This window comes from Spongiibacter nanhainus (assembly GCF_016132545.1).
Classification (GTDB): Bacteria; Pseudomonadota; Gammaproteobacteria; order Pseudomonadales; family Spongiibacteraceae; genus Spongiibacter; species Spongiibacter nanhainus.
Genome location: NZ_CP066167.1, coordinates 3533769 through 3560077 on the forward strand (window position 1 = coordinate 3533769; position 26309 = coordinate 3560077).

Here is a 26309-nt window from a genome sequence, read left to right on the forward strand (position 1 = left end):
CTAGCCCTCTCCCGCCAGTTGGTGAATGGCCCGACGGATACGGGGATAAGTGCCGCAACGACAAATATTGCCGGACATGGCTTCATCGATATCCCGATCCGTAGGCGAGGCGTTATCTTTAAGTAGCGCGGTGGCCGCCATAATTTGCCCCGACTGGCAGTAACCGCACTGGGGCACGTTGATTTCCCGCCAGGCCTGCTGAACTTGAACCCCCACTGCGTCCTGAGCCATGGCCTCTATGGTGGTGACCTTCTGGCTACCCACCGCCGATACCGGCATCACACAGGACCGCACCGGCTGACCATCCACGTGCACCGTGCAGGCCCCACACAAGGCCTGTCCGCAGCCGTACTTACTGCCGGTCAACTTGAGGTCTTCCCGGAGCACCCACAACAGCGGCTTGTCGCCACTGACTTCCACGGTGTACTCCATACCGTTCACATCCAGCGTGTACATAGTTTTATCCTTAATACTTTGGCTTTGATGATCCCTAAACAACTCGGGGCGCCTTAGCGCCCCGAGAATCGATGAGTTTTTGCTTACAGCGTTTTTAAGTATTCAATGATCGCCCGCCGCTCAACGTCGGTGAGCACATTGGTGAATTGGTGGCCCTCGTTACCCTGAGAGTAAACGTTGGTGTTATAGACCTTGCGATTTTCAATCTGCTGGTCTGTCAGCGGGATGCTGTGCAACTCGTCGATGGGCAAGTTCCACAACAGGCCAACCTGCTTATATACCTCGCCCAACAAATCCTGCAGTGTCGGCAATGATTCGTCGATGGGATTGCAGGCCAGCAAGGGCAGAGTCTGAGCAGCGTCCTGGACGCAATCCAGCTCGTCGTATTTCCAGCCCATTTTCTCCTGGTCGTAGGCACGCTCGAAGTTAGTGTCAAAACCCATTACTACGCGACCTTCCAGACCCTCCGGCGCGGGAGTGGACTTGCGCTTCCAGATATCGGGACGCTCACTCTCGTCGCCCAACAGTTGCCAGACATTGGGCACTGAACCGTTGTGCAGATAGGGCGCAGCCGCCCAAGTACCGTAAAGGGGCGGAGCCAATAGCACTGGATAATTGTTTTCGGTACTGGAGAAATCACCCAGGCCGCAATTCAGCATTGGCACGTTGGCTACCGCGGGAATCGCCGAACCATCCGGCTCCAACAGGCTGCGCTGCGCATCGGCATACACCGGGTCGCTCTGCACAATCTCGGCATTTACCAGGTTGGCGGCAATACCCTCCAAGCGAGGGTCCGACAGGAAGTTGGGATCCTTGGCAAAGTACTCAGAATGCACACCGTGACAGCTTGCGCAGGAGCCGTTACCGGGAGTTTCAGGCTCGGGAACTGGGTTGTTCAAGCTGGGTGCCCACAGGTTCTTGTTATGAAACAGGATCGCGCCCTGCTCGGCCAAGGCTGTATCAATATCACCGGGATAGACTGGGGCCTTGAGAGACTCCGCCCAAATCTGGAACGCGTAGGAGGCTTCGTCCAGCCACTCCTCCATTTCGCTGACCTCACCCGTTTGCGCGAAGAAAAGTGGCGTGTAGGCAGCCATATCGATACGGGACGAATCCATGGGCAAAATCGCACCGTGGAATTTCTGTACCCGGTGCCCCATATTCCACCAGGGCGGGCTTTTGATAACCCCAATCGACTGACTGAAGATGATTTTGTCGTTGGTGTATTCCTCAAAAGTGCCGCCATTAAAACCGAGAAAACCAATCTGGAACTGGTCAATGGCCCCCACACCTCGCAGTGGCGATACCGTTAGCAGCCCGGAAAGGAGCCCGAATGCCGGGTTCTGAGCGGCTGCAGCAAAGTCCCGGAAGGCAACAGTGAAGTCGCCGATCATCCCGGCGCCACCAAACACTTCATTGATACTGGATGAGTCGCTGGTGATCTGACCGTCGTGACAAAAGGAACACAATTTGACGCCAATCTGCCCGGTCCAGGTACCGTCAGGCTCTCGCAATTGCGTAAACGCAATCGGCAACTGCCCGGACCCGCCGTTGGTCTGATTGGGGTCTTCGCCGGGAAGCGGGTAGGGATTTCGATCTTCGCCCAAGGTTGTGCCATAACGCTGGGCTATCAATTCGTCATAGTTTTCCGGGCGCTGGGGGATAGACGGGCTCAAAACATAGCCGGTCCAGGTTTGCCACAGGTTGTTGTAGGCATCGGCCGGAATAGTGAACATCGAGCCCTCACCGAAATCGGCCAGCGTAGCCGGATCGGTAAAAGACGCAGAGACATGGGTGTCCTGACTAAACATGTGAGAGGTGCCCGGCTCGCCAAAGCCCTGAGCCACCAGCTTACCCTTCTCGTAGAGGTCGCGATACTGGCCACAGGTTTGCGGACGCTGAGCGTCGTTGGACTGGCAGCTTTGCCAGTCGATATTAAAGACGACATTGCGACCTTGATTGACGCCGTTTTGAACCAGGGTTCTGGGATCCACCGGCAACTCCGCGGAATCCGACTTACCCTGGCAGTAGTCGTGCCAAACGTGACCACCGCGACTGCTGCTGAGCAGTTCACTCTGCGGTGTATTGGGCTCTGGAGTAGAGGGGGTATCACCTCCGCCATTATTAGACGACGAACTACTCGAGCCACCGCAGCCGGCGACAGCAACACTTATCGCTGCCAGCGCAATCCACTTCTTCATTGGGTACTCCCTGTTTAACATTTATATTCGACGGAGCGACGAAAAATCAAAGTTGCCAGTATTTTTATCGCAATGACCGTCAAAGATATTTTCCTGCCATGCCAGCTGTGTCCGACCAGCGACACAATCCCAACTCTGTGAACGGAGTCTCATCATCACTGCCGTGCAATAGCAAAAGCGCTCCCCGCGGGAGCGCCCTTGTCTGCCTATACCGCTTTGGCTACAGCGTCTTGAGGTACTCGATAATGGCGTAGCGCTCTTGGTCGGTTAACACCTCAGTAAACTCATGACCGCCATTGCCCTGGCTGTACATATGAGAGTTGTAGATTTTGCGGTTTTCCATATGCTCGTTGGTCACGATCGGCGGATAGTCGAGATTCCACGCTCCGGTCATGTTTCCGTAGGCCAGGTTCTTCATCAGCTGCGGGTACGGCGTGCGGTCAATGTTGAAGGGATCGCAGTTATAGAAGGGCGTTACCATCGGCGGATAGCTCTGACACTGAATCTTGTCGTACTTCCAACCCATCTTGTTTTCGTCGTAGGCGCGATCCAGGTCGGTATCAAAACCCATTACCACGCTGTAAGCAGAACCCGGCGGCTTGGGCGCGGACTTACGACGCCAGATGGGGTGGCGATCCTGAGGCTTGAGCACTTCCCACACATTGGGCACTGAACCGTTGTGGAAGTACGGCGCTGAAGCCCATACGCCATAGAGCGGCTGAGCCAGATAGCCGATTTCGCGGTCGCCGCGAATCCGCTCTTGACCCTGCGGGCCGCAATCAAAGCCGGGCTCTGCCCCTTTGGTAGGGGGATAGCCAAAGAAGTTATCGGCCCCCGCCTGCTGCATGCCTTCGGTATTAGTCAGTGCCCGGCGCTCGTCGGTACCGATGATATCCAAGGGGACGATATAGCCAGCCATACCCTCCAACATCGGCGTTTCCAGGTAGCTTGGATCATTGACGTAACGAGGCGAGTAAGCGCCGTGGCAGCTAGCGCAAGAGCCATTGCCTTCCGGCTCGCGAACCGAGTTATTGCGCTCGGGGGCCCACATATCCAACTCGTGGAACAGCACCGCGCCTTCTTCAGCCAGCGCGACATCCACATCCATTGGATACTTTGGTGCCTTCAAACTTTCTACCCAACGGTTGATTTGCGGACCGTGAGTACGCATCCAGTTCTGACCTTCTTCGCCCAGCGGGCCAGAGGAACCACCGAACAGACCAAAGAACGGCGCGTAAAACACCGAATCAACACGCGGCGCGTCCATGGGAAACAAACCATCGACAAACTTCAAAGGCCGGTGGCCCATGTTCCACCAGTTTGGTGAATCCATACTGCCGGTGGAGCCCGACATGGCAATCTGGAAGAAGCTATAAGGATCGGGAAAACCCTCCATTGGGAATAGGAAGGCAATGTTAACCGCGCTGGCGTTGTTGGTACCGCGAGTCTGGGTCAAATTAATAGGCGTGACTGCCGATGCCATATAACCCAGCGGCGCCATGTCGCGAAGGAAGAGATTTAGATCGGTCGCGCTTGAACCACCAAACAGGAAACCGAGGTCGTCGCCATCCGCTTTGGTACCAACCTCGCCACTGTGACAGCCGTTACAGGTAACACCGATTCGACCACTCCAACTTCCATCTGGGTTGCGAACTTGGGTGAACATCTCCGGTAGCTGACCACTGCCGCCATTGGTCTGATTGGGGTCTTCGCCAGGTAGCGGATAGGGGTTGCGCCCTTCCGACATACCGCTACCGTAGCGGTTGGTCACCAGCTCATCAAAATTGGCCGGGCGCGACCAATAGCCACCCCAGATGCGCCACAATTGGTTGTATTGCTCGGCAGAAAACGTGGAAATCCCGCCGGCAGACTCCGGGCCCATGTAATTGTTACCGGCAAACAAGGCAGCCACCTCCTCGCCACCGGTGTCCATCAAGCGCTCACCCGCGTAGTACTGCGCTCGCAAGCCACCGCAAGTTTCCGGATCACCAAATTCCTGCACCGCTTCCGGGTCGGCATGACACTCTGCCCAAAATGCGTTGAAATGAACCGCCTTGTTGTCGCTAATACCTGGCTGAACAAGGGTCCGGGGGTCTACCGGCACCGGCTCACTGTCAGGCTTATCGGCGCAGTAGTCCAACATCCACAAACCACCGTGGGTACTGCCCAATAAAGCATTGGGATCATCGTCGTACACAAAAGCATTGACTGGCGAAGACGCAGCCAGCGTCGCGGCAATGACAATTTCCTTTATCCCCACACCAGGGAATGGTTTAGACATCTTTCGGTCTCCATCTAAGGCACACCCGACAACTGGCGAATCATTGTTGTGTTTATGATCACGTCCGTTGTGGTTTTGCGCAGCGCAGGCTAACGCGAGTTACCAGTCAGGGTAAGCAGCAGTTCTAGTTTTAATTGCTGGTTAGACAGTGCCAGCGGCAAGCGTCTTAGCCAATGTCACTGCGCGCCACTCTCATAGTCGCTGGCACCTGATGACATATGCTGACGCGAGGAACAAATTGACAGCGGATACATTGCCCGCATCGACATCTCAAACAGGGGACATAAAAAAGGCGCCCCTTGGGGCGCCAAAAAATAGAGACCGCTTGCTTACGGTGGGTTTACGGTACTGCTCTAAAAGCGCAAACCGCCTTCCAGGTAAACCGAACGAGGTGGTTCGGCAGAGGCACGGTAGCCACCTACATCAAGGCCGGTACCGCCGCCAAAGCCCATCACCAGCTCATCAGTCAGATTCTTGCCAACCAATGACATCCACCAGGTTTCGGCGTTGTCGAATATACGAACGCGAGCATTGTATTTGACGACGGCGTCCTCCAAGCCACGGGGATCAAGATCGCCAGAAATGTAGTGCTCGTCACGGAAGTTTACGTCGGCCGCCGCTTCCATAGTAAGCGTATCGGTAAGCGACCAGGTGGTGATTGCCGATAAGCTCGCGGTCCACTCAGGAGTTTGCTGGTTAACTTTGCCTTCAAAGTCACAGGTGCCGGTGTTGGGATCTTCATCAGGAGAGCCCGGATAACAGGGCCCCTGCTCATACTTGAGCCATTCAAAATCCAGGTAGCCCACAGAACCCGTCAACATCAGCCACTGCGTAGCCAGTAAACGACCATCCAGCTCAATACCTTGCGTCAGCGCCTGACCCGCATTGGTGACACTAAAGCCGGCGACCCCGTCGAAGACGCTCACTTGCATGTCATCGTATTCCACCCGGTAGATCGCCAGGTTCAAGTCGGCCGCGCCATCCAACAGGCGCATTTTCGCACCCAGCTCGAAGGAATCGGCCACTTCGTCATCAAACTCAAAGTTTGTGGCACCGCCCTGGGGCCCGCCATCGCCATTGTTGCCCTGGGCATCGTAGCCACCGGACTTGGCGCCACGGGTGTAGGAGGCGTAGGTCATCACACTGTCATTGAGATCCCACTGCACATTAACCAAGGGCAGGAGCAAGGCACTGTCGCGGTCGCCGCTCAGTTCGTGGGCGCCAACGTTGAGCTGACTAAGCAACAGCGCAGTGACCGGGTTGACGGGAATCTGTGTGCCACGCTCGTACAGATTAAAGACCCGCTCGCCCTCTTTGCGCTCATACACATAGCGCAAGCCCAGGGTGCTGCGCCAGCTCTCGTTAAAGTTGAAGGTCATCTGAGTAAAGGCCGACCAAGCCTGGCTCTCCAGCTCAAACTGACGGTCCAGATCAGCAGCGACCAACTGCTGGGTATTCAGAGCACAAACCCCGGTATCTTCAATCGCACCGGTACGCACATTTAACGGCGCCTGCACATCGGAAGTAACTTCGTTTTCTTGATAAAAGACGCCACCGATATAGTCGATGAATTCACCACCAGGTGAGGCAAAACGCAGCTCCTGGCTGAATTGGCTAAACTCTTCGACACCGTCAAACACCGACGTGTTGAAACTACTGGAATCAGGATCGAAGACCTCGTCGTTCTCAAAACCGGTGAAACCGGTGAAACCGGTGACTGAGGTGAGGGTACCTGACTCCATATGCACATCAACGTTCAATGTGCCGTTGTAAGAGTCCAGCTTAACTCGCTCATCGGCCTCACTGTGGCGCACGTAGTCGCGGCGGGTATTCTCGCCGGAGCAACCCGTCAGCGCACTGGGATGGGTAACCTGCAGGGTTCTACCGATCTGCTCCAGCTCGGTTTGCTCCAGTTTCAAAGACGTGTCGATAAAGTCGGTGGGCGTCCAAGTCAGAATCAAGCGGCCCGACTTCTCTTCGGAACCACCGTCATCGCGCTTGAGCTCGGGGTTATAAATATAGCCTTCATCCTCCCGATAGCGCAGCGCCAAGCGGGCCCCAAAGGCGTCGCCGAGGGGACCGGACAACACCGTATTTACCTCGCGATTTTCCAGCTCGATACCGTAAATACCGGAAACCATGCCTTCAAAGTAGTCGCCGGGCTTGGCAGAAATAACATTGATCGCACCAGCTATGGCGTTTTTACCAAACAGGATGGACTGGGGACCGCGCAGCACTTCTACCCGCTCTACATCCATAAAGGCTGCCCGGGTTTGCTGGGCGCGCCCCAAGTGAATACCGTCAGAGAAAATCCCCACCGACATTTCGAAACCCAAGTTGGAGCCTGAGCCGATGCCGCGCATGTAGACGTTGGGAGCCAAACCACCCTTGACCATTTTGAAGTTGGGGGTGTACTCGGATAGGTCAGACAAGTTTTCAATACCGGCCTGGTTCAGCTTCTCTGAAGACACAGCAGTAACAGAAACTGGTACATCGCTCAGGGATTCGGCCCGCTTCTGGGCGGTCACGATCACCTCCTCCAGCTGACGCTTTGGCCCCTCTTGGGCAGAGGCCATGCTCGAAAGCAGCACCATCGGTGGTACTGCGCGGCGTGACAAGGTCATGATATTCCCTCAAAAGTTGTCGTTATCGTGGTGATCGAGGGGCACACGCTACAGCGGCCTCGATCTTTTAAAACACTAGGCGACGGAGCCAAGCCCCGCCACGCACAATTAAAAATTCCAGATCACCTGTAATGCATAGGAACGCGGCGCCGCCAGGGTCGGCTGGGTGCCAAAGTCGGAGGCAAAGAAGCCAGCGGTATAACGCTCGTCGGTCAAGTTGCGCACACTGAGAGTCGTGCGCAAATCCCAGCGCTCGTACAGGTAACTTAAGCGGCTGCCGTAAAGCCAGTAGGATTCTTGACGGGAAACGTCCCGGTTACTGGCCTCGTAGTAAAACTCATCGGTGTAATAGGCATCAAATGCCAGTTCCAGCGGCCCACCGTCCATATTCCAGGTTTTGCTCAGCGAGGCTGTCGCGGTCATGCTGGGGGTACGGATAACGTCGTTGCCACTGTAATCTTCGTTCTGCTGAAAGGTGCCGTTTTCATCATAACCGGAGGCACCATCAAACTCTTCATACTGCGCATCCAGGAAGGACATACCGCCGATCAGCGCCAAGTTGTCGATCACATTGGGGAACAGCGGCATAAAGCCATCGAACTCAAAGCCGCGAATACGCGCCGCACCGGCGTTCTGGAAGCTGATCACACCGCCGGCAAACAATGACAAATAGTAGGTTTGCAGGTTTTCCACGTCGTAATCAAATACCGCCGCATTGAGCTGAATGGCACCATCGTAGAACGAGGTTTTAATACCCAGCTCCCAAGCCTCAAGCTCCTCGGGTGCCACGTAGTCAGGCTGATCGTAGATGACCACGGTATTATAGGTTGCCGCCTTTACCGCTTCCTGCCAGGACAGGTAGATCATTGTATCGTTGTCGAAGGGCCGCAGCTGAACCGACACTTTGGGTGTGAAGTCTTTTTGTAGGTCCGTGGCTGGATAGGGATTCCCCTCGCTGTCTGTGGCTCGATCGCTGTTGTCGAATAATTCTTGACGACCACCTGCGGTATCCAAACCGGCACTAGACCTGACAATATAGCGCTCCTCTTCCTGGTAGCGCCCCCCCAACGTCAGATCCAGCCAATCAGTGAAACTGATGGTGGTTTGCGCGAAGACCGCTTTGGACTCGGTGCCAATCAGGCCCACCAAATCAAACGCCCCACTGGGCAAATTCTGGCCCAGTAGCGCATTGACCAAGCTAACCAGTGGCTGGGGTAAAGTCAGCCCGGCGATGGAACCGCTGGTCAGGTCCAGACCCAACAGCGAAAAGTCCAGCTCTTCAAAGCCCTGCACCGCTTCAAAGTAGAAGCCGCCGACAATCCACTCAAGCCAACTCGGCCCCCACTCACCATTGGAGAGAAACTGCACCTCGGCGGATTGCGCGTCGATATACTGGCTGGGAGTCGCCAGCGTCGATATCGGTTGAGCAGAACCGTCAAAGTCCCGCACCCCGGTGGTGTCCATGCGCTGGTCGCTGCCCAGCAGTTTGAAGGTAAACCATGGAGCAAAATATTCGATAGAGCCGTAGTAGACGTCGTTGGCATCGGTATCGTTTAGTGTCAGCGTGTCCAGCTCACCTTTGTAGCCGCGCTGGGGCTCAATACCCAGGGTTTGACCCAGTAGTGAGGGCTCCGCGGTATAACCGGTGCTGCCTTCGCCGATATACATCTCCATATGAACCGCGGCCAAGTTGATATCCAAATCCTCAGTGGGCTGAGCGCGCAGCTTGATGCGATAGCCCTTGGCGGTGTCGCCATCCACCGGCCGACGGGGGTTACCGTGGCGCCCCTCGTAGTAGCCATCAGTCGTGGAGTACAGCGCTGTGGCGCTCATCGCCACATCGTCGAGAATCGGCACATTCACATGCACCCGGCCCTGGGTACTGTCAAAGCTGCCAATCTCAGCCAAGGCTTCACCATAGAAGCCATCAAACTCTGGGTTCTTGGTGTGGACGGCGATGGCACCGCCGGTGGCGTTGCGGCCAAACAGCGTACCCTGCGGCCCCTTAAGGACCTCGATGCGCTCCACCGAACCAAAGTTTTGCGCCAGATTAGAGGCGAAGGGGTAGTAGATACCGTCGATATAGGTAGCGACACTGGGGTCGGCGGCAATAGTGGCGTCGGTGCCGATACCCCGCAGAAAGGTGATGGTATAACTCACCTGCTCGGTGACATTCAACCCGGGGGTGATGCGTTGCAGATCGACTTGATCGGTGATACCCAAGGCATCCAGCTTTTCACCGGAAAAGGCCTGAATGGAGACCGGCACGTCCTGGACGCTTTCTTCACGCTTTTGGGCCGTGACCACCACCTCCTCGAGCAATCGCGAGGTCGTGCGGCGAGCTGCCGGGGCCGCAGCCGCCGGGGCATTCACACTGGGTCCGTCGAGCTCAGCGGCATCGGTCTGTCCGAAGGACAATCCCGCCGCCAGTAGTACACTCGCACTGAGCAGAGTTCTTTTGGGAAATTTAACAACACCGTTGTTCACGCACCTGTTCACGCACCTACCCTCGTCGCTACTTTGTTATTCGCCATCTAACCAGCGATTAATTTAGCGACTTTAGTCAGTGCGCCGGTCTCAGCGCAATACACCCGGCGCCTGTACTGGCGCTCAAGAACCATTGGAGTGCCCCCCAAACCAAACTGGGGGCCTATTTGCTCTAATCTATGGCGCCATTGATCGTCAGTGACCCCCTGGGAGGCCAAAACCATGTCAGAGAATCCCACACCGCAAGTCGATATGCGTGACATCAGCTTTCTCAAGCCCGCCGGTGAGCCGGCCATGCTATCCCCTGATTCGGTGTCCTGGCAGGTGTTCAAAAACCCGGTGGCCATGTTTATCGGCGGGATTACCGCGACCCTATTAGAACTGGCAGAGCCCCGCATTCGCGCTGGCGTTTGGGATAATACTGAATTCAAGGATAAGCCTCTGCCGCGCCTGAAACGCACTGGGCTGGCGGCCATGGTGACGGTATACGGCGCTGAATCCACCGCCCGCCGACTGATTCACGGCGTCAATCAGCGCCACGCCAAAATTCGCGGCACCACCGAGGATGGCGTCCGCTACCACGCCTCCCAGCGGGAGTTAATGAACTGGGTGCACACCACGGCTTCATTCGGCTTTTTGGAGGCCTATCGTGCCTTTGTTCGGGAAGTCCCCCTCGCCGATCGGGACCGTTTCTACAGCGAAGCACTCAACAGCGCCTCGGTGTATGGCGCACCCGGCTGCCCCAGCAGCGAAATCGAATGCAAGGAGCACTTTGCTGCCATCAGCGACCAGCTACAGGCGACCGAAGTGAATCGAGAGTTTCTCGACATCATGCGCCGTACCCCCGCACTGCCCGGAATTATGCGCCCCTTTCAAGGGCTGTTTATCCGCGCCGCGGTATCGCTACTACCGCCGCCGCTGCTCACCCAGCTGGAGCTTGAGGATATGGGACGACTGCGCCCCTGGGAGCGCTGGCTGGTCACTCTATTTGGCAAGCTCACAGATCGCATGGTGATCAAGAACTCCCCCGCCGTACAAAGCTGTCAGCGACTGGGTTTGCCAGCGGACTACCTCTATCAAAAAAGCCGCCGGCTCGGAACCTAGGCGCGGCGCCGCCCTTGCGACGTTTGGTGTATTATCAAGGGTCTACCCCAATGGTTTTCACCCGCAAGGAATGCAGCGATGGCACTCACCGCACTACAGGCCTACAACCTGGAAAAAGCCCTGGGCCGGGGTCAGCTTGTTGAGGCCATCAAGCTCTACCGAGAGGCCACGGGTTGCGATCTCACCACGGCAAAAATAGAAGTCGATAAATTTGCCGCCGAGCTCAAGAAGCGTAAGCCCTGGCTATTCAAAGACCAAGCTCTGCCAGAGAGCAGTGGCGTCGATGCCGATGGCGCCATCCGCAAAACGCGCTTTAACCCCAAGGCATTACTGGTGTTCTTTTTGGTAGACGGCCTGATCTTTGCCGGCATTATTTATTACTTCGTGTTTTACCAGCCGGACCAGCGAGCCGAACGACGCGCTGAGCGCGCGAGCAGCGCTTCAGTTCAGGCAACATCTGGCAACCAGGGCCGCCCTGCCAGCCAACGCCTAATCCCACCCACCAGCCCGGACCAATACACGGCGGCAATCGGCGACGCCGACTCCTTTGCCTCGCTTTATCGACAGAAAATTCAGAGCCGGGACTACATCGCGCGTAAAAGCTCATCCAGCAGCCGCCGATATGATGACAGTGAGCTAGAGCGACAGATTAAAACTGCCCGAAGCGAGCTCGCCAAGATGCGCCCGCTACCGGATCACCAGAGCGCCGCCTACATCCCCCTCACCGAGGGGCAGCCCACCATCGACGGCATACTGGAGACCAGCGAATGGCAGGATGCCATTGTGCTGGCGGTGGACGAAGAGCTCGGCACCGACCTCTATCTGCAAACCGACGGTGAGTGGCTGTTTATTGCCTGCGACGCACGCGGCGAAAAAACGCCCGGGGGCTACGATCAACTGCGGGTCTACTTCCACGCCGGCTTGCTGGAAAATTTAGTCAACGAGCGTATTCATATTGGCCGCAGCGGAGGTGTCACCAGCATCCGCCAAACCCGATTCCGCTGGCAGGGCAAGCCGCCCAAAAACGATGACGAGCGCTGGAAAAAATACCAGATCAGCGATTGGGGCCTTTACCAATATGCCGCCGGCACATCGTCAATGAGCGCCGGCCACCGACAATACGAGGCGGCAATACACCTCGGTGAGGCTGGTCTCCACGCCGGCGCGCCCTTCACTGTTTATGTTGAGGTAGAAACCGACCCGTTGCGCAATGACGCCGGCAAATTTGTCGAACGCCGCTATTTGGGGCACTACGGCAGTGAAGCCCAGCCAAAATGGCTGGTGTTTTAAGTTGACGACGGACAGCGCCTTGGCGAGTGGTGCTGTCCGCGGCGATAGCGGGCTTTCCAGACAGTCCAGCGCCTGTTGTTAGCACAGCGGCTGCATCCACAGCGGCTGCATCCACAGCGACCGCAAGACCAGCATACAACCACTCAAGACTAGCGTCCCCAAGGCCACACTTTTTCAGCGGTGCCACCGCTGTCCTCTCTGCAACACTGATTTTCAGACAACCCTAGCCCCACCAACGCGACTAATAAGCCGACGCTTGACTTAACAAATGTACAGGTGTACAAATTTGCATACAAAAGTACAATATGTGCTTAGTGGCAGCAGCTGCCACGCCAACCAGGTGCATTCAGCGGGCGTATCGATCCGCGCTACCTCAAGCAAAAACGAAGCAGCAAGCTGTATAAAAGAAGCAAGCAATACAAAAAAGCGACGCAAAAATAACAGCGCTAACCAGGATGGGCATAAAGATGGTAACGGTGAGGCAAACCCTATTCGCGGTGCTAATCAGCACCGCAACAATACTCAGTGGCTGCGGCGGCAGTAGCGGCAGCGCACAAACCAACAATTCGACCAACAGTAACGGCGACTCCAATAGCAATGCCGGCGGCGAACCATCATCGACGTCATCGCTATTGGGCAGTCGCCGCGGCGGTCACTACTGGCACGACTACTGTGAGGGCAAGCCTGACAGTACTCCCGTTCCCGCCGACCCGAGGGAAATGGTCGTGCCCGGCGTCAACGAGGGCAAAGCGGTATTGATGAATGCCTGGTGGCAGACCTGCCAGGACGACAACCACCCCGGCACCTGCGGTGAACTGCGCCGTCGCGATGCCGAGGGGCTGGCCCTGGTCGCCGCCGAGGGCCGACCAGGCGCCGGCAGTATGTTTACCGGTGACCACAGCGAATCCATGTTCGGCTTTGCCGCGGCTGACTACGCCGAGATGTGGGATTCAATCTGGGGCTTGTCACAACGGCCTGCACAATTCGACGAGCTGGTCGCCCAGCGCTGGGGGATGCCGCTATCTAAAGTGCGCAACCCCTACCCGCTGCCAGGCGAGGATCCCAACGCCCCGGGTATGAACGGCGGTAGCGGTCAGCTGCCCATGGGCGTGACCCAATTACGGGAAGCCGATGGCACCTGGACCGGGCAGCTCAATGTAACCTGCAGCATCTGTCACGGCGGCGGCGTCGGCTCGGAAGCCGACAGTCCGGAGCTGGGTCCAATGTATGGCACCAACTCCCTGTCTGACATCACCGTGATGTTTACCGATCTGGCGCGCCTCGCACCCCAGCAGGCGGCGCTGGCGATCATTTCCCAAAACAAGGTGCGCGGCACCGGTAACATCACTAACTTCCAGTTGTTTGGCACCCTGACCCTGGCGGATTTCCAAACCCTTCCGGGCTGGCTCTCGGTGCAAGCCGAGCCCTCCACCGGGACCGAAGATCCCCCGGTGTGGTGGAACGTGGGAAGTCGCACCGCCAAGTTCTTTGACGGCGCACAGAAAGTGGATGCCAAACGCATAGAGCTGTCCTTCCACTTCCCGGATTTCTTTAACGACTTGGAAGGCGCCAAGCAATGGGTGTTAGAAAACCAGCAGGACGGCGACACCTGGATGACCGGGTTGAAGTCTCCCGCCTGGCCGGAAAACAGCCTCGGCGATATCGACACCCAACTCGCTGAAGCCGGGGCGGTGTTATTCCACGCCAAAGACTTGTGGGCACCGGGGCTCAATAACCCCACCGAACGCCCCGAGGGCGGCAACGGCTCCTGTGCTAGCTGCCACGGCGCGTACTCACCGCGCTACGCCAACGATCCGGCATTCCTCGACTCGCCCTTACTGGAAGGTATCGCGTCCTACATTACGCCCATTGATATCATCGACACCGACCGCGCCCGCCTCAATGGTAACTCCACAAGGGTGCAGGAATACTCCCGGGAAAACTGGTTCGCCTATTCTGACGGCCCCTACAACGACGACGGCGTATCGCTGTGTGGCAATTGGGCCGACCCGTCACTACGCGGCGATACCGAACTGGGCTACCTAGCGCCACCTCTCTACGGTGTTTGGGCCACGGCCCCCTACTTCCATAACGGTTCGGTGCCCAACATCGAAGGGGTGCTCGACCCCAGCAAGCGCCCCGAGATTTGGCGCCGCAACTCGGTGCCCGCTCCCGAAGGCCTGGAAGGTCAAGTGGTGATGGGCTTTGACTACAGTCTGCAAACAGGCTACGACCGGGAAAATTTGGGCTGGAATTACCAGCAGCTGGCCTGCGAAGCGGGCACCTCATTACCCATACCCTTGGTGGGCGTGACCATTCCGCTGATTGACTGCAACCCAATGGAGTCCGGCGGCACCACCTTGCAGGACGCCCTCGGCCTACTGTGGGGCAATGGCGGCCTGGCTTGGAACTTACTCAATGTGCCGATTTTCACCGATCAGCAAATTGAAGAGCGCAAAATCTACAACACCAACTACTACAGCCAGGGCAATGGCGGCCACGAGTTTACCGCGGTGCTGACCGAAGCGGAGCGTCGCGCGATTAAGGAATACCTGAAGACGCTATAGGTCGCCCCTGAAGTGGCGCCGCATAATCAAGTGCGGCGCCTTAACCCAATCGGCTAAAACATTTAGTGAAATAATACTCCAACGGTAACCCAATCAGCTGTTGGAAGAGAGGAATGAGAATGCGATACGGACTTAAATACATCACTGCTGCGCTGCTAGTGGCAGGCGCAAGTGGTGCACTGGCCGCACCGGCCCTCGAGGAAGTGGTGGTGACGGCTCAAAAGCGGACCCAAAGTGCGCAGGATGTTCCTATCGCGGTGACGGCCCTATCTCAAGACGCCATGCGTGAAGCCGGCGTATTCGACGTCGCCGACCTCACCGACGTCAACCCCAGTATCAGCTTTGACGCAGGCCAAAGCTCGCAAAACTCCAGCCTCAAAATCCGCGGTATCGGCACCGTGGGCAACGGCCGTACCTTTGAAGGTGCCGTGGGCGTCTTTATCGACGGCGTGTATCGTTCACGTTCAGGCATGGCCCTGCAGGATATGAATGATATCGGCTCACTGGAACTATTGCGCGGCCCTCAAGGCACGCTATTTGGTAAAAACACCGTAGCCGGCGCCCTCTCCCTCACCAGTAACAAACCCAACTTTGACGGCATCAACGGCAACGCCGAGGTGCTGGGCGGCAGCTACAACAAGGAGTTTGTCTCCGCTGCAGTTAATCTGCCAGTTTCAGATAATCACGCCCTGCGTTTTTCTGTGGTCAGTAACAAACAAGACGGCTTCTATCGCAGTCGCCAATTCGATCGCACCTACAACCAAACTGACCGTCTGAGCGCCAAAGCCCAATGGCTGTGGGATGTCAGCGATACATTAAGCTCCTGGCTGGTTCTGGACTACTCTAAGTCCGATGCAGGTTGCTGTTGGGGTAGCGTACAGGTCGTTAGCGGTCCACTTACCGACGACATCGAGTATTACGCTAACCTGCGGGGACGGGACTTCTACAAACAGGGCCCGGCAGAAGACCAGCGTCTGACCAACAACAACCAGGACTCTGAAGAATTCCGCGAAGATATCGGCCTGGCCTGGACCCTGGACTGGGCTCTGGAATCCGGTGATCTAAAATCGGTCACTGGTATTCGTCGCTTTAAAGACGAACAGATTCGCGGTGACGCCGACTTTGGCCCGGCTCATATCATCGTGCTGTCTGAGCCTACCCAGATTGATTTTTTCTCCCAGGAAATTAACTTCTCTACCACCTGGGGTCGCACCGATATTGTCGCCGGCCTGTTTTACTCCGAAGAGGAATACACCAGTACCCGACAATTCATTGCCGACACCGACAGTAATAACTATGCCAGCTTCCGCACCACTCGGGCCATTCCCGAATTGCTGGGCCTTAGCGTTGATACCGCCCCCCTGTGCCGTCCGCCGGGCATGACCCTGGGTTGCACCGCCACACTGAGCCTGATTGGTAATCTGGTGGGTATTCAGGCCTTCGACCTGTTCCCCTCCACCCCCGGCGACCGCATTACCGAAGATTATTACTACCAGGATGCCAGCAGTGCGGCGGCCTTTTTCCACACCCAAACCCACTTTGACAATGGCTTCACACTGGTTGCCGGTGCCCGCTACAGCCAGGACAAAAAAGACGGCGGCTACGACCAGGTATACTGGTATAACTCGGAGTTAGCGCAGATCATTATGGCAACTGGATTGCTGGGCCCCACCCCCACTGGCAATCTGACCACACCACGGAACGCCTTTGATCTGTTCGGCATCTACAACTCACCCAGCTTTAAGGACGACTACGAAAGCAGCGTTGTCACTACCACGGTATCAGGCACCTACGAGCTGGCCGATGACGTAATGACTTACCTGACTTTCTCCAAGGGCTATAAGTCCGGTGCAGTTAACCTGTTTCAGGAAGCCGTTAACCAGAACAACACCAGCTACGAGCCCGAATACGCCACCAGCTGGGAACTGGGTTTGAAGTCCCGTTACTGGGATGGCCGCGCACAAACCAACATTGCGCTGTTCGATACCATTTACGAAGATCTGCAAATTAACTTCTTCGATGGCTTCAACTTCTTTACCCGCAACACTGGTGAAGCAACCTCCCGGGGTATCGAAATTGAAAACACCGCACAAATTACCGACCGCCTGCGGGGCAGCTTGAGCATCACCTACCTCAAGGCGGAGTTTTCCGACCTGGGCAATGCGCCGGAAACTATTCGTCACCTCGACGGCCGGCAAACCCCTCGTGCACCAGACCTGTCTGGGGTCGCAGCGCTTAGCTACGAGCAGCCCTTTACGCCGTCACTCGCTGGCTACGGTCGCATTTCTGCTTCTTACAGCGGCGAGCACTGGGCCAGCCCGGATACCCCCGACGAGCCCACCCAGGGACCCTACACCTTGTTGGACCTGACCCTGGGGTTGCGCTACTTCGGTGACAATGACTACGACCTGAGCTTTTTCTGCAAGAACTGCACAGACGTCACCTACCGCACCATCTACTTTGCGATGCCAGTGCAAGAGGGCTCGTTTAACGCCTACCTCAATGAACCCCGACAAGTGGGTCTTAGCCTGAAAGCACACTTCTAATTGACGAACCCGGGGAACGAACTATGAGCAGCAGCAAGGCCAACACCATACTCAGCGAGCCTCTGGGTTACGCAAACCCAGAGGCTATTCGCAGCAAACTGGATGAGCTGCGCACCACTGAGCCGGTGTGTTGGGTTGAGCCAGAGGACATTCGCCCCTACTGGGCGATTACTCGCTACGACGATATTCGCTATATCGAATCGCACCCAGAACTGTTCAGCGCTGAGCCTCGCGCGGTACTGATTCTCGAAGCCCTTGAGAAGGAAAATCAAGAGCGCTTCGGTGAAATCATGGGCGTTAAAACCCTAGTCCACATGGAAGGTGAGCGGCATATGGCGCTGCGTAAGATCACCCGGGACTGGTTTATGCCGACCAATATCGCCAAGCTACGCGGCCACGTCGCCGAGCTGGCGGAGGGCTTTATCCAGCGTATGCGCGATAAAGGCGGTGAATGCGACTTTGCTGCCGATATCGCCTTCTGGTATCCCCTTCGCGTGGTGCTGCAGCTGATCGGTATTCCCGAGCAGGATGAAGCGCAGATTCTGCGTTTGACCCAGCAACTGTTCGCGCCGGAAAGTTTCGCCACCGACGACAAAGACACCATGACCGTGTTTTTGGAGACGGTAACGGAAATGGGCGGCTACTTCAGTGCGCTGGCTGCCGACCGCCGCCAAAACCCCGGCGATGACATTGCCAGCATCCTCTCCAACGCCAAACTGGATGGGGAATTGATCGATGACTTCACCCTGACCTCCTACTTTGTGCTACTAGCTACCGCCGGCCACGATACCACCAGCGCCAGTTTGGCCGGTGGGCTCCAGGCCCTGCTCACTCACCCCGAGCAGCATCAGAAGCTTCTCGCCGAACCGGCGCTAATGCCCCAGGCCGCCGATGAAATGATTCGCTGGGTGACCCCGGTGAAGCATTTCGCCAGAACCGTATTGGCCGATACCGAGATTCGCGGTGTGCCTATCAAGAAAGGGGATACGGTTGCCATGTTCTTTGAATCGGGCAACCGGGACGCAGAAGCCATCGAACGTCCCTTGGAATTTGATGTCACCCGCAAGGCCAGTAAGCACATTGCCTTTGGCTATGGGCGGCACAACTGCCTGGGCATGCACTTAGCCCGTATGGAGGTGGAAACCTTTATGCGGCTGTTACTGCCACAACTTGAGAGCATCGAGCTCAATGGTGAGCCCAGCTTTATTCCCAGTCACTTTGTTAGCGGTTTGAGCTCTCTGCCGATCAAATATCGCTTTAAAGCCTAAGACCGAAACATCGCGGCATACTCAAAAGGCGGCTCCAATAGGGCCGCCTTTTTTATTTGCTTTCTACACGCCTCTTCAACACCTTGCTTGCCTAATAGTAAACAGGCCCTAGGCAGCCAGATTCATCACCCAGGCGACGACCAAAACCTGGGGCACTGTCAGCAAGGGCAAAAACAGAGCTATTTTCCAGGACCGAGTAGTGTCTTTCAGAATCATCACCTCGGTGTAGTCAGTCGACACCCCTGTCATTAAAAACGCAAAGCCGTTACCCGGTGCTCCCGCACGACCTACCAAATCGGCTGCTATCGGTGTGGACCCTTCAGAGCACACCTCAAGGATGGTCGCCACCAACATGGTTAAACCGAGCCCAGCCAAAGTGGGCCCGAAATAGGTTTCGAACATGTCGGCGCTGACAAAGGCCCGCACCAGACTGGCCAGCAGCACACCAAAGAAAATCCATCGCAGTACCATTCGCGATTCCATCACCCCGGCGCGCAGCATGCTGCGCCAGAAACCCCGGTTAAATTGGGTGTTCGACAGGCCTTTTTTCGTCTCGGCCCAGAAGCGAAAATCCTCGGGCAAGTCGCCCCGGGCAGGATTGTCTGGCAACACACCCCGACTGACGAAACTGTCAAACAACAAGCCCACCACAATGGCAATCGCCATCGACATCACGATAAAGGCAATCGTCCATGGCAGGCCGATTAAAGCAATCAGCACCAAGGTCAGGGAGAAGGAGTTCCACGGGCTGGCCACCAGCAAGGCAATGACCTGGCCGATACTGGCGCCCCGCTCGTAGAGCTTGGCACCCACCATCAAAATGCCGTGGCTGCACAAGTCCAGCATAACACCGGCCGCCGTGGCACGGAGAACGCCCACCGGGCCGCGTCGAGTGCCCAGTACCGACATCACAAATTCCCGCGGGACTTTTGACAGCACGGCTACCATCATCATGCCTAATAGCAAGCCCCACCACATGGTATTAATCAGCTCGACAACCGACGAGGCCAGGGTTTGATACCAGGAGGCCCAGCCAGTGCTGGACGGCAATACGGTATAGTGCAAATACAAGACCACGACGCCCAGCAGCGAGCCCCACAGCAAATAGTCCGGACCACCGTCATGACAACCCGGACCGTGCTGATGTTGTTGAGGGTTATTCTCTTCAGCATTGCTATGGCCAGCACTGCAATGCTCGCCACTGTGATGGTGGTGATGCTCTGACACGGTGACCTCCCTTTAATAGTGGCCTTCACGTCGTTGCTGGCTCACTTTGTGTAAACCCAGTGTTGGTTTCTGGCTAGGCATTAACTGGCATCTGTACAGATGCCAATCATGTCACCACTCACTGTCCGGCCAAGACTGCCCGCTGTCAAGCCGGCAACCCGGTGTGACTTCAAGGTGCCCATTCACGCCATCAGTTCGGAAAGGACACTGTATTTAGTTGCCTAAGCCCGTGTGAATCAGCCCCTCATTCATGGTAAAACTCGGGGCTATCTTGTGCAGCCTCCTTGTGCAACTTCGCGCAGTAACACACGCCGATTTTAACGACCGAGAATAACTACATGTCCAGCCAAGTTCCGCCCTCTCCATCACCCCGCCCAATCCATCGCCTGCTCATCGCCAATCGCGGTGAAGTGGCTGTCCGCATTGCCCGCAGCGCTGTTGAAATGGACATTGAAACAGTCGCCGTTTTCAGTGAGGACGACGCCAGCTGCGGGCACCTTCGGCACGCCAATATTAGTCACCCTTTGTCAGGGACGGGGGCGGCAGCCTACCTGGATATCCAGGCCCTTATCTCCGCGGCAAAACACCATCAATGCGATGCGGTACACCCTGGCTACGGCTTATTGAGCGAAAACCCGGCCCTCGCTGAGGCCTGCCTACAGGAAGGGCTCATCTTTGTCGGCCCGGACGCTGCCACGCTTAGCAAACTAGGGGACAAAAGCCGCGCCCGGCAATTGGCTCAACAATCGGGCCTCGCCATCAGCGCGGGAACCGAAGGAGCCACCTCGTTGGAGGACGCCACCGCGTTTTTCAACGCCCTCCCTGCCGGCAACTCAATGATGATCAAGGCCTTGGCCGGGGGCGGCGGCAAGGGTATGCGGGTAGTAAAGCGGGCCGACGAGCTCAATACCGCTTACCAGCGCTGTCAGAGCGAGGCACAGCGAGCCTTTGGTAGCGCTGAGGTGTACGTCGAGCGCTATATCGCCAACGCCCGCCATATTGAGGTCCAAATCGCTGGCGATGGCGATCAGGTTGTGCATCTCGGGGAGCGGGAGTGCAGCCTGCAACGGCAACACCAAAAGTTGATGGAAATAGCCCCGAGCCCAAGTCTCGACAAACAGACCCGCCAAGCCATCCTCGACGCTGCCCTGCGCATCGCCCAGGCCTGCCACTATCGCGGCCTTGCGACGGTGGAGTTTTTGCTTGATCAGGACAGCGGCGAATTCGTATTTTTGGAGGTTAACCCCCGCCTTCAGGTGGAGCACACTGTCACTGAAGAGGTATACGGCATGGACTTGGTCGCGGTGCAATTGCAACTGGCGGCGGGCCGCTCCCTCGCCAACCTCAATCTACTGGGGAGTGCCTCATCCCCGTCACACTCGCCTAGAGGCTATGCCATACAGCTGCGGATCAATGCCGAGCAGCTCTCTTCTGAGGGGACGGCATTGCCCGCATCGGGGACCCTTACCGAGTTTCGGCCACCGGGCGGCCCGGGAATACGGCTGGACACCCATGCCTACGCCGGTTACACCCCTAACGGGGCCTTCGACTCTTTGCTGGCAAAACTAGTGGTCAGCTCCCCTACGGCGGACTTCGCCGCTGTGATCCGCAAGGCCCGGCGTGCCGTGGAGGAGTTTTGCATTAGCGGCATCGCCACCAATCTGAGCTTTTTCAGCAAACTCCTGGCCAGAGAGGATGTAACGCGCAACACCGTGAACACCCGCTATGTAGAGCTTCACGCCGCCGAACTGTGCGATACCGGCAGCGGCAATAGCGCCCCTGACTCCGGTGAGATTTGCGCTCCGCTTAATGGCATCGTTAACAGCGTCACCGTCAGTGACGGCGAGCGCGTGGCTCAAGGTCAAGAGCTGGCAACTATCGAAGCCATGAAACTGGAGCACGCCATCACCGCGCCGAGCCATGGCGTGATTACCTCAGTTTGCGGTCGTGCAGGTGAGCCGGTTACACAGGGCCAGGCGCTCTTCACCTTCGAAACTGGGGAGGCCGACACAACACAGGCAGCCACGGAGTCCCATCAGGACCTGGATGCGGTGCGCCCAGACCTGGCACTGCTGCAGGCACGACTCGCCGAAACCGAGGACTCAGCGCGGCCTCGTGCGGTGGAAAAGCGGCGCAGCCGGGGACAACGCACCGCCCGGGAAAACATCGCCGACCTCTGTGACCCGGGCAGTTTCACCGAGTACGGCCAACTGACCGTTGCCTATCTCCACGCCCGCCACAGCGACGAAACCCTACGGGAAACCACCCCAGCCGATGGCTTTGTGATGGGCATGGCGACAATCAACGCCAGCCTGGTGGGCGAAAGCGCCGCTCAGGTTGTGGTGGGCAGTTACGACGCCACTGTGATGGCAGGCACCCAAGGCCACAAGAATCATCAGAAAACCGATCGGCTATTTGACCTGGCACGTGAACACCGCCTGCCGCTGGTACTGTTTGCAGAGGGTGGCGGCGGCCGGCCCCGGGAAGATCCCGTCACCATCGCCGCTCTGCAAAACGAGTCCTTTCGCAAACTGGCTGAATTGAGTGGCCACGTTCCTGTAGTGGGCATCGTGTCCGGTCGCTGTTTTGCCGGCAACGCCGCTCTGCTCGGTATGGCGGATGTCATTATCGCCACCGACAACAGCAATATCGGCATGGCTGGGCCAGCGCTGATCGAGGCCGGCGGACTCGGGCAATTTGCCCCAGAGGACATTGGCCCCATCGGCACTCAGCGGCGCAATGGAGTAGTGGATATCAGCGTAAAGGATGAGGCCGAGGCCGTGGCGGTCGGTAAAGCCTACCTGTCCTATTTCCAGGGTCCAGTCCAGCACTGGCAAGCCGACGATCCACGCCGCTTACGCCATGTCATTCCAGAAAACCGGCTGCGGGCCTACGATGTTCGCCGGGTAATCCATACCCTGGCAGATAGCGACTCGGTATTGGAATTGCGCCGGGACTTTGGTCAAGCCTACGTCACCGCACTGATACGAATCGAGGGTCGACCGATGGGGGTGATAGCCAATAATCCGCTGCACAATGCCGGCGCCATCGACGCCGACAGCGCTGACAAAGCGTCGCGGTTTATGCGGCTCTGTGATGCCCACCGCCTGCCCATCCTGTCGCTGATCGATACCCCGGGGATCATGGTGGGGCCGGAGGCCGAGGAAAGCGCACTGGTGCGCCACGCCGCTCGCCTGTTTGTCACCGCCGCGTCCATCACCGTGCCGATATTTGCCATTGTGCTGCGCAAAGCCTACGGCCTTGGCGCCATGGCCGCCGCCGGCGGCGATTTCCACACACCCTTTTTTACCGTCGCCTGGCCCACCGGGGAGCTGGGTGGAATGGGCTTGGAAGGTGGGGTCAGACTGGCCTATAAAAAAGAACTTGAGGCCATCACCGATCCCGAGGAGCGGCAGCGTTTCTTTGAGGAACGGGTCGCCTCTCGCTACCGAAAGGGTCAGGCCACCTATATCGCCAGTTACTTTGAGCTGGATGCCGTCATCGACCCCGCCGATTCTCGCCAATGGATACGGCGTGGCCTGGATGCCACCGCCAATTCACTGGCAAAGAGCAGTAAAGGCCGCTTTATCGACACCTGGTAGTGGACCAAGCTAGCGTGTTGCGCTCCAGGTCAGCAGGCCCAGGGGCGACCAAGTGTGAGGCGACCGGATATGAGGGGGTAAGGCATGGGATTCAATACATCCAAAATCAACCATTGGGTTACACTGTGGCAAAACAAGCCCGCCCTTCAACAGCCTGAATATATGTAGCCGATATGAAAGTGAACCTGCGCTCCGTCGACCTCAACCTGCTCACGATCTTTGACGCCTTGGTGCAGGAGCAGAACATGTCCCGGGCGGCAGAGAAACTGGGTATGAGTCAGCCAGCGGTGAGCTCTGCTTTGCAGCGGCTGCGACTGACCTTCAAAGACGAGTTATTTATCCGCAGCGCCGCCGGGATGATTCCCACTCCCAGAGCACGGACGATTCACGACAAGGTTCAGGAGTCCCTGTCACTCATCGCCGCCGCTATAAGCACAGAAGGCGACTTTGACCCGGCAAGCGAGGAGCGGGAATTTACACTGCTGGCGGACGACTACTTGGAGATGGTGTCCTTTGGCCCACTGCTGGCCCAACTCGCCCAACTGGGCTCAGGGCTGAGCCTGTACAACAAGGTCCCCGATAAACTCGATTTTGGCAGCGCCTTACGGCGCCTGGAGGCCGATGCGGCCATTCACTTTTCGCTGCCCGAGGACATGGACAAACTGGAAGGGGAACGAATAAGCGAAGAGCCGCTGGTTGCAGTCTGTCGACAACAGCACCCCCGAATCGACAACGAACTGGACGCCAGTCGCTACTTTGATGAAGCGCACGTCTCCCTTATTCGCAGCGATCAGGAAAAATCATTACTGGAAAAAGCTCTGGGCGGCGGCGTGTCGGTAGAGCGCAAAGTAAAGCTCTATATACACAGCTTCACAGCCATGGCCTCGGTGGTTAGCCATACCGATACCATTGGCACCATGCCCATTACGATTGCCCAAACCCTGGCGCCAGCCTACCGGCTTAAAAGCTTCCCACTGCCACTGGATATTAATACCATCCCAGTATGGCTGATGTGGCCCAGTGCCCTCAACAGCGACAGCGGTCATCGTTGGTTTATGCAATTTCTTCGCGACAACAGTGCAGCCAACAGTCTCAGCGAATAACCTTCGGCGCGCCCCGCCCATTGAAATTTTGTATAGCCTTTATCCAGAGCACAAATAATAAAATCTTAAGCCTCTGTTTTTAATATGTTTTTTACAGCAACACCCGCCAAAAAACAACAAGCAACGACTGGGCAACGGCAGAGGATATTGCTAGGATTTTAGCCAAGCAAAATGCTGGCAACGCCGCCAGCAAGACCGGATTTAAAGAGGCACTGCCATGACCGAACGCACATCTTACATGGGCTGGAAGCTCGACTTTACCCAGCCCCCTGGAGAGCCCGCCTACACCGAACCCGATTCGATTACCTGGCAGATATTTAAAAACCCCATCGCCCGGGTGATCGGCGGTGTTACAGCGGTGCTCCTGGAGTTTGCCGATCCGCGCATCCGCAGCGGCGTATGGGATCACTCTATCTATAAAGTGGACCCTGTTGGCCGTGCTGAACGCACAGGTTATGCCGCTTCAATTGGTACATACGGCCCTGCCAGTGCAGCGCGCAAAGTGATCGGCGGTGTCAATCGGATGCACGCCAAAGTCGAGGGCACCACGCCAGACGGACAGCCCTACAAGGCGCTCGACCAGGAGCTCCTGGATTGGGTCGCGGCCACCGCCGGCTTCGGCTTTTTCAAAGCCTACGACCGTTTTGTGTCGCCCTTCAGCAAAGACGAGGAGCTGCAATACTTTAGCGAGGGTGGCGAAATACCCAAGTTGTACGGCGTCAAACGCAGCCCCTCATCCATCGCCGACTTCGAAGATATGATGATGGAGCTGGAACCGGGCTTTGAGCCACATCCAATTAATGAGGAATTTCTCCAGGTGCTTAAAGCCTCCGGCAAAGAGCGCAAAGTCCCCGCCTTTTTGCTTCACCACCTGGTATGCGCGTCGGTAGACATCCTGCCGCCCATCGTGCGGGAGCGCTTAAATCTGGGTAAGGAATACGATCTCACTCCGATGGGGCGCATTATCGTAAAAATAGTTGCCAAACTGGCAGATCGGATCCCCAACACCAACAGCCCGGCTGCACAAGCCTCCGAGCGCCTGGGACTACCCCGCAAGTTCTTGTGGATGAGCAAGAAAAAGCAGGCCAAGCTAATGGCCGAGCTCCGAGCCAAAGGCGGCCTCCAGAGCCCCACTCCCCCAGCTGCCGAAACCACCAGCTAAACCACAGGGAGGCCCGGCCTCCCAATTCCATTCCTGGAGCAAGAGCCTTAGCGGCTTTGCTCCAATATGTAGTCCACCGCCGCTTTGACTTCCTCTTCACTGCACTGCATGCACATTCCCATTGGCGGCATCACACCTTTATCGGACAGACCGTTAATAGCGTGGTCGTAAAGCGCCTCCATACCGGCCTCAGCTCGTGATGACCACGCTACGGGGTCACCCATAACCGGAGCATTACCCACACCGCTGGCATGGCAAGCCTGACAAATAGCCTGGTACACCTCTTCACCGGATTTACCGGTCTCAGCACCGACAAAGGGCGCGCACCATAGCAGCATAACGCCAACAGGAATTGGCCAGATTTTCATGTTCACTCTCCAGGTTGATTACG

The 26309-nt window shown here is 57.0% G+C and carries 15 protein-coding genes; 8 read left to right on the top strand and 7 right to left on the bottom strand.

Annotated features, from left to right (window positions below; genetic code table 11):
• From I6N98_RS16160 to I6N98_RS16180, 5 genes are all read right to left on the bottom strand, one after another.
• Complete coding sequence (locus I6N98_RS16160; protein ID WP_198569353.1) at window positions 1–456, bottom strand: (2Fe-2S)-binding protein; 456 nt, start codon at window positions 454–456, stop codon at window positions 1–3.
• A gap of 83 nt (window positions 457–539) precedes the next feature.
• Window positions 540–2657, bottom strand: coding sequence for a c-type cytochrome (locus I6N98_RS16165; RefSeq protein ID WP_198569354.1), 2118 nt, complete (start codon window positions 2655–2657; stop codon window positions 540–542).
• A gap of 220 nt (window positions 2658–2877) precedes the next feature.
• Window positions 2878–4938 carry a rubber dioxygenase RoxB gene (gene roxB, locus I6N98_RS16170; protein WP_198569355.1) on the bottom strand — a complete coding sequence of 687 codons (2061 nt, stop codon included), beginning with the start codon at window positions 4936–4938 and terminating at the stop codon, window positions 2878–2880.
• A gap of 353 nt (window positions 4939–5291) precedes the next feature.
• Entirely contained in the window at window positions 5292–7562 is a 2271-nt protein-coding gene (locus I6N98_RS16175; RefSeq protein ID WP_198569356.1) for a TonB-dependent receptor, read from the bottom strand.
• A 108-nt stretch (window positions 7563–7670) separates the two neighbouring features.
• Window positions 7671–9980, bottom strand: a complete 2310-nt coding sequence (locus tag I6N98_RS16180) for a TonB-dependent receptor (protein ID WP_198569357.1) — start codon at window positions 9978–9980, stop codon at window positions 7671–7673.
• A 291-nt stretch (window positions 9981–10271) separates the two neighbouring features.
• On the opposite strand from I6N98_RS16180, the gene I6N98_RS16185 reads away from it, so the two are divergent.
• From I6N98_RS16185 to I6N98_RS16205, 5 genes are all read left to right on the top strand, one after another.
• Window positions 10272–11153 (top strand): oxygenase MpaB family protein, encoded by an 882-nt coding sequence (locus tag I6N98_RS16185; protein ID WP_198569358.1) that lies wholly within the window; start codon window positions 10272–10274, stop codon window positions 11151–11153.
• A gap of 78 nt (window positions 11154–11231) precedes the next feature.
• Window positions 11232–12443 carry a hypothetical protein gene (locus I6N98_RS16190; RefSeq protein WP_198569359.1) on the top strand — a complete coding sequence of 404 codons (1212 nt, stop codon included), beginning with the start codon at window positions 11232–11234 and terminating at the stop codon, window positions 12441–12443.
• A gap of 467 nt (window positions 12444–12910) precedes the next feature.
• Window positions 12911–15010 carry a rubber dioxygenase RoxB gene (roxB, locus tag I6N98_RS16195; protein WP_232787800.1) on the top strand — a complete coding sequence of 700 codons (2100 nt, stop codon included), beginning with the start codon at window positions 12911–12913 and terminating at the stop codon, window positions 15008–15010.
• A gap of 113 nt (window positions 15011–15123) precedes the next feature.
• The gene (locus tag I6N98_RS16200; protein WP_232787380.1) at window positions 15124–17556 is read left to right on the top strand and encodes a TonB-dependent receptor; all 2433 of its coding nucleotides are present in this window, start codon (window positions 15124–15126) and stop codon (window positions 17554–17556) included.
• A 23-nt stretch (window positions 17557–17579) separates the two neighbouring features.
• Window positions 17580–18824, top strand: coding sequence for a cytochrome P450 (locus I6N98_RS16205; protein ID WP_198569362.1), 1245 nt, complete (start codon window positions 17580–17582; stop codon window positions 18822–18824).
• A gap of 108 nt (window positions 18825–18932) precedes the next feature.
• On the opposite strand, the gene I6N98_RS16210 is transcribed toward I6N98_RS16205, so the two are convergent.
• Window positions 18933–20051 carry a permease gene (locus tag I6N98_RS16210; RefSeq protein WP_198569363.1) on the bottom strand — a complete coding sequence of 373 codons (1119 nt, stop codon included), beginning with the start codon at window positions 20049–20051 and terminating at the stop codon, window positions 18933–18935.
• A gap of 338 nt (window positions 20052–20389) precedes the next feature.
• Here I6N98_RS16210 and I6N98_RS16215 point away from each other — a divergent pair, with 338 nt between their 5' ends.
• The 3 genes from I6N98_RS16215 to I6N98_RS16225 all read left to right on the top strand — a co-directional run bounded on the left by I6N98_RS16215 (window position 20390) and on the right by I6N98_RS16225 (window position 25918).
• On the top strand, window positions 20390–23653 hold the full coding sequence (locus tag I6N98_RS16215; protein ID WP_198569364.1) for an acetyl-CoA carboxylase family protein: 3264 nt from the start codon (window positions 20390–20392) through the stop codon (window positions 23651–23653).
• Window positions 23654–23826: 173 nt separating this feature from the next.
• The gene (locus I6N98_RS16220; protein ID WP_198569365.1) at window positions 23827–24756 is read left to right on the top strand and encodes a LysR substrate-binding domain-containing protein; all 930 of its coding nucleotides are present in this window, start codon (window positions 23827–23829) and stop codon (window positions 24754–24756) included.
• Between the two features lie 217 nt (window positions 24757–24973).
• Entirely contained in the window at window positions 24974–25918 is a 945-nt protein-coding gene (locus I6N98_RS16225) for an oxygenase MpaB family protein (protein ID WP_198569366.1), read from the top strand.
• Between the two features lie 47 nt (window positions 25919–25965).
• Here the strand turns inward: I6N98_RS16225 and I6N98_RS16230 are convergent, their stop codons facing one another.
• Window positions 25966–26286: a c-type cytochrome gene (locus I6N98_RS16230; protein WP_198569367.1), complete on the bottom strand. Its 321-nt coding sequence runs from the start codon at window positions 26284–26286 to the stop codon at window positions 25966–25968.
• Window positions 26287–26309 lie beyond the last annotated feature (23 nt).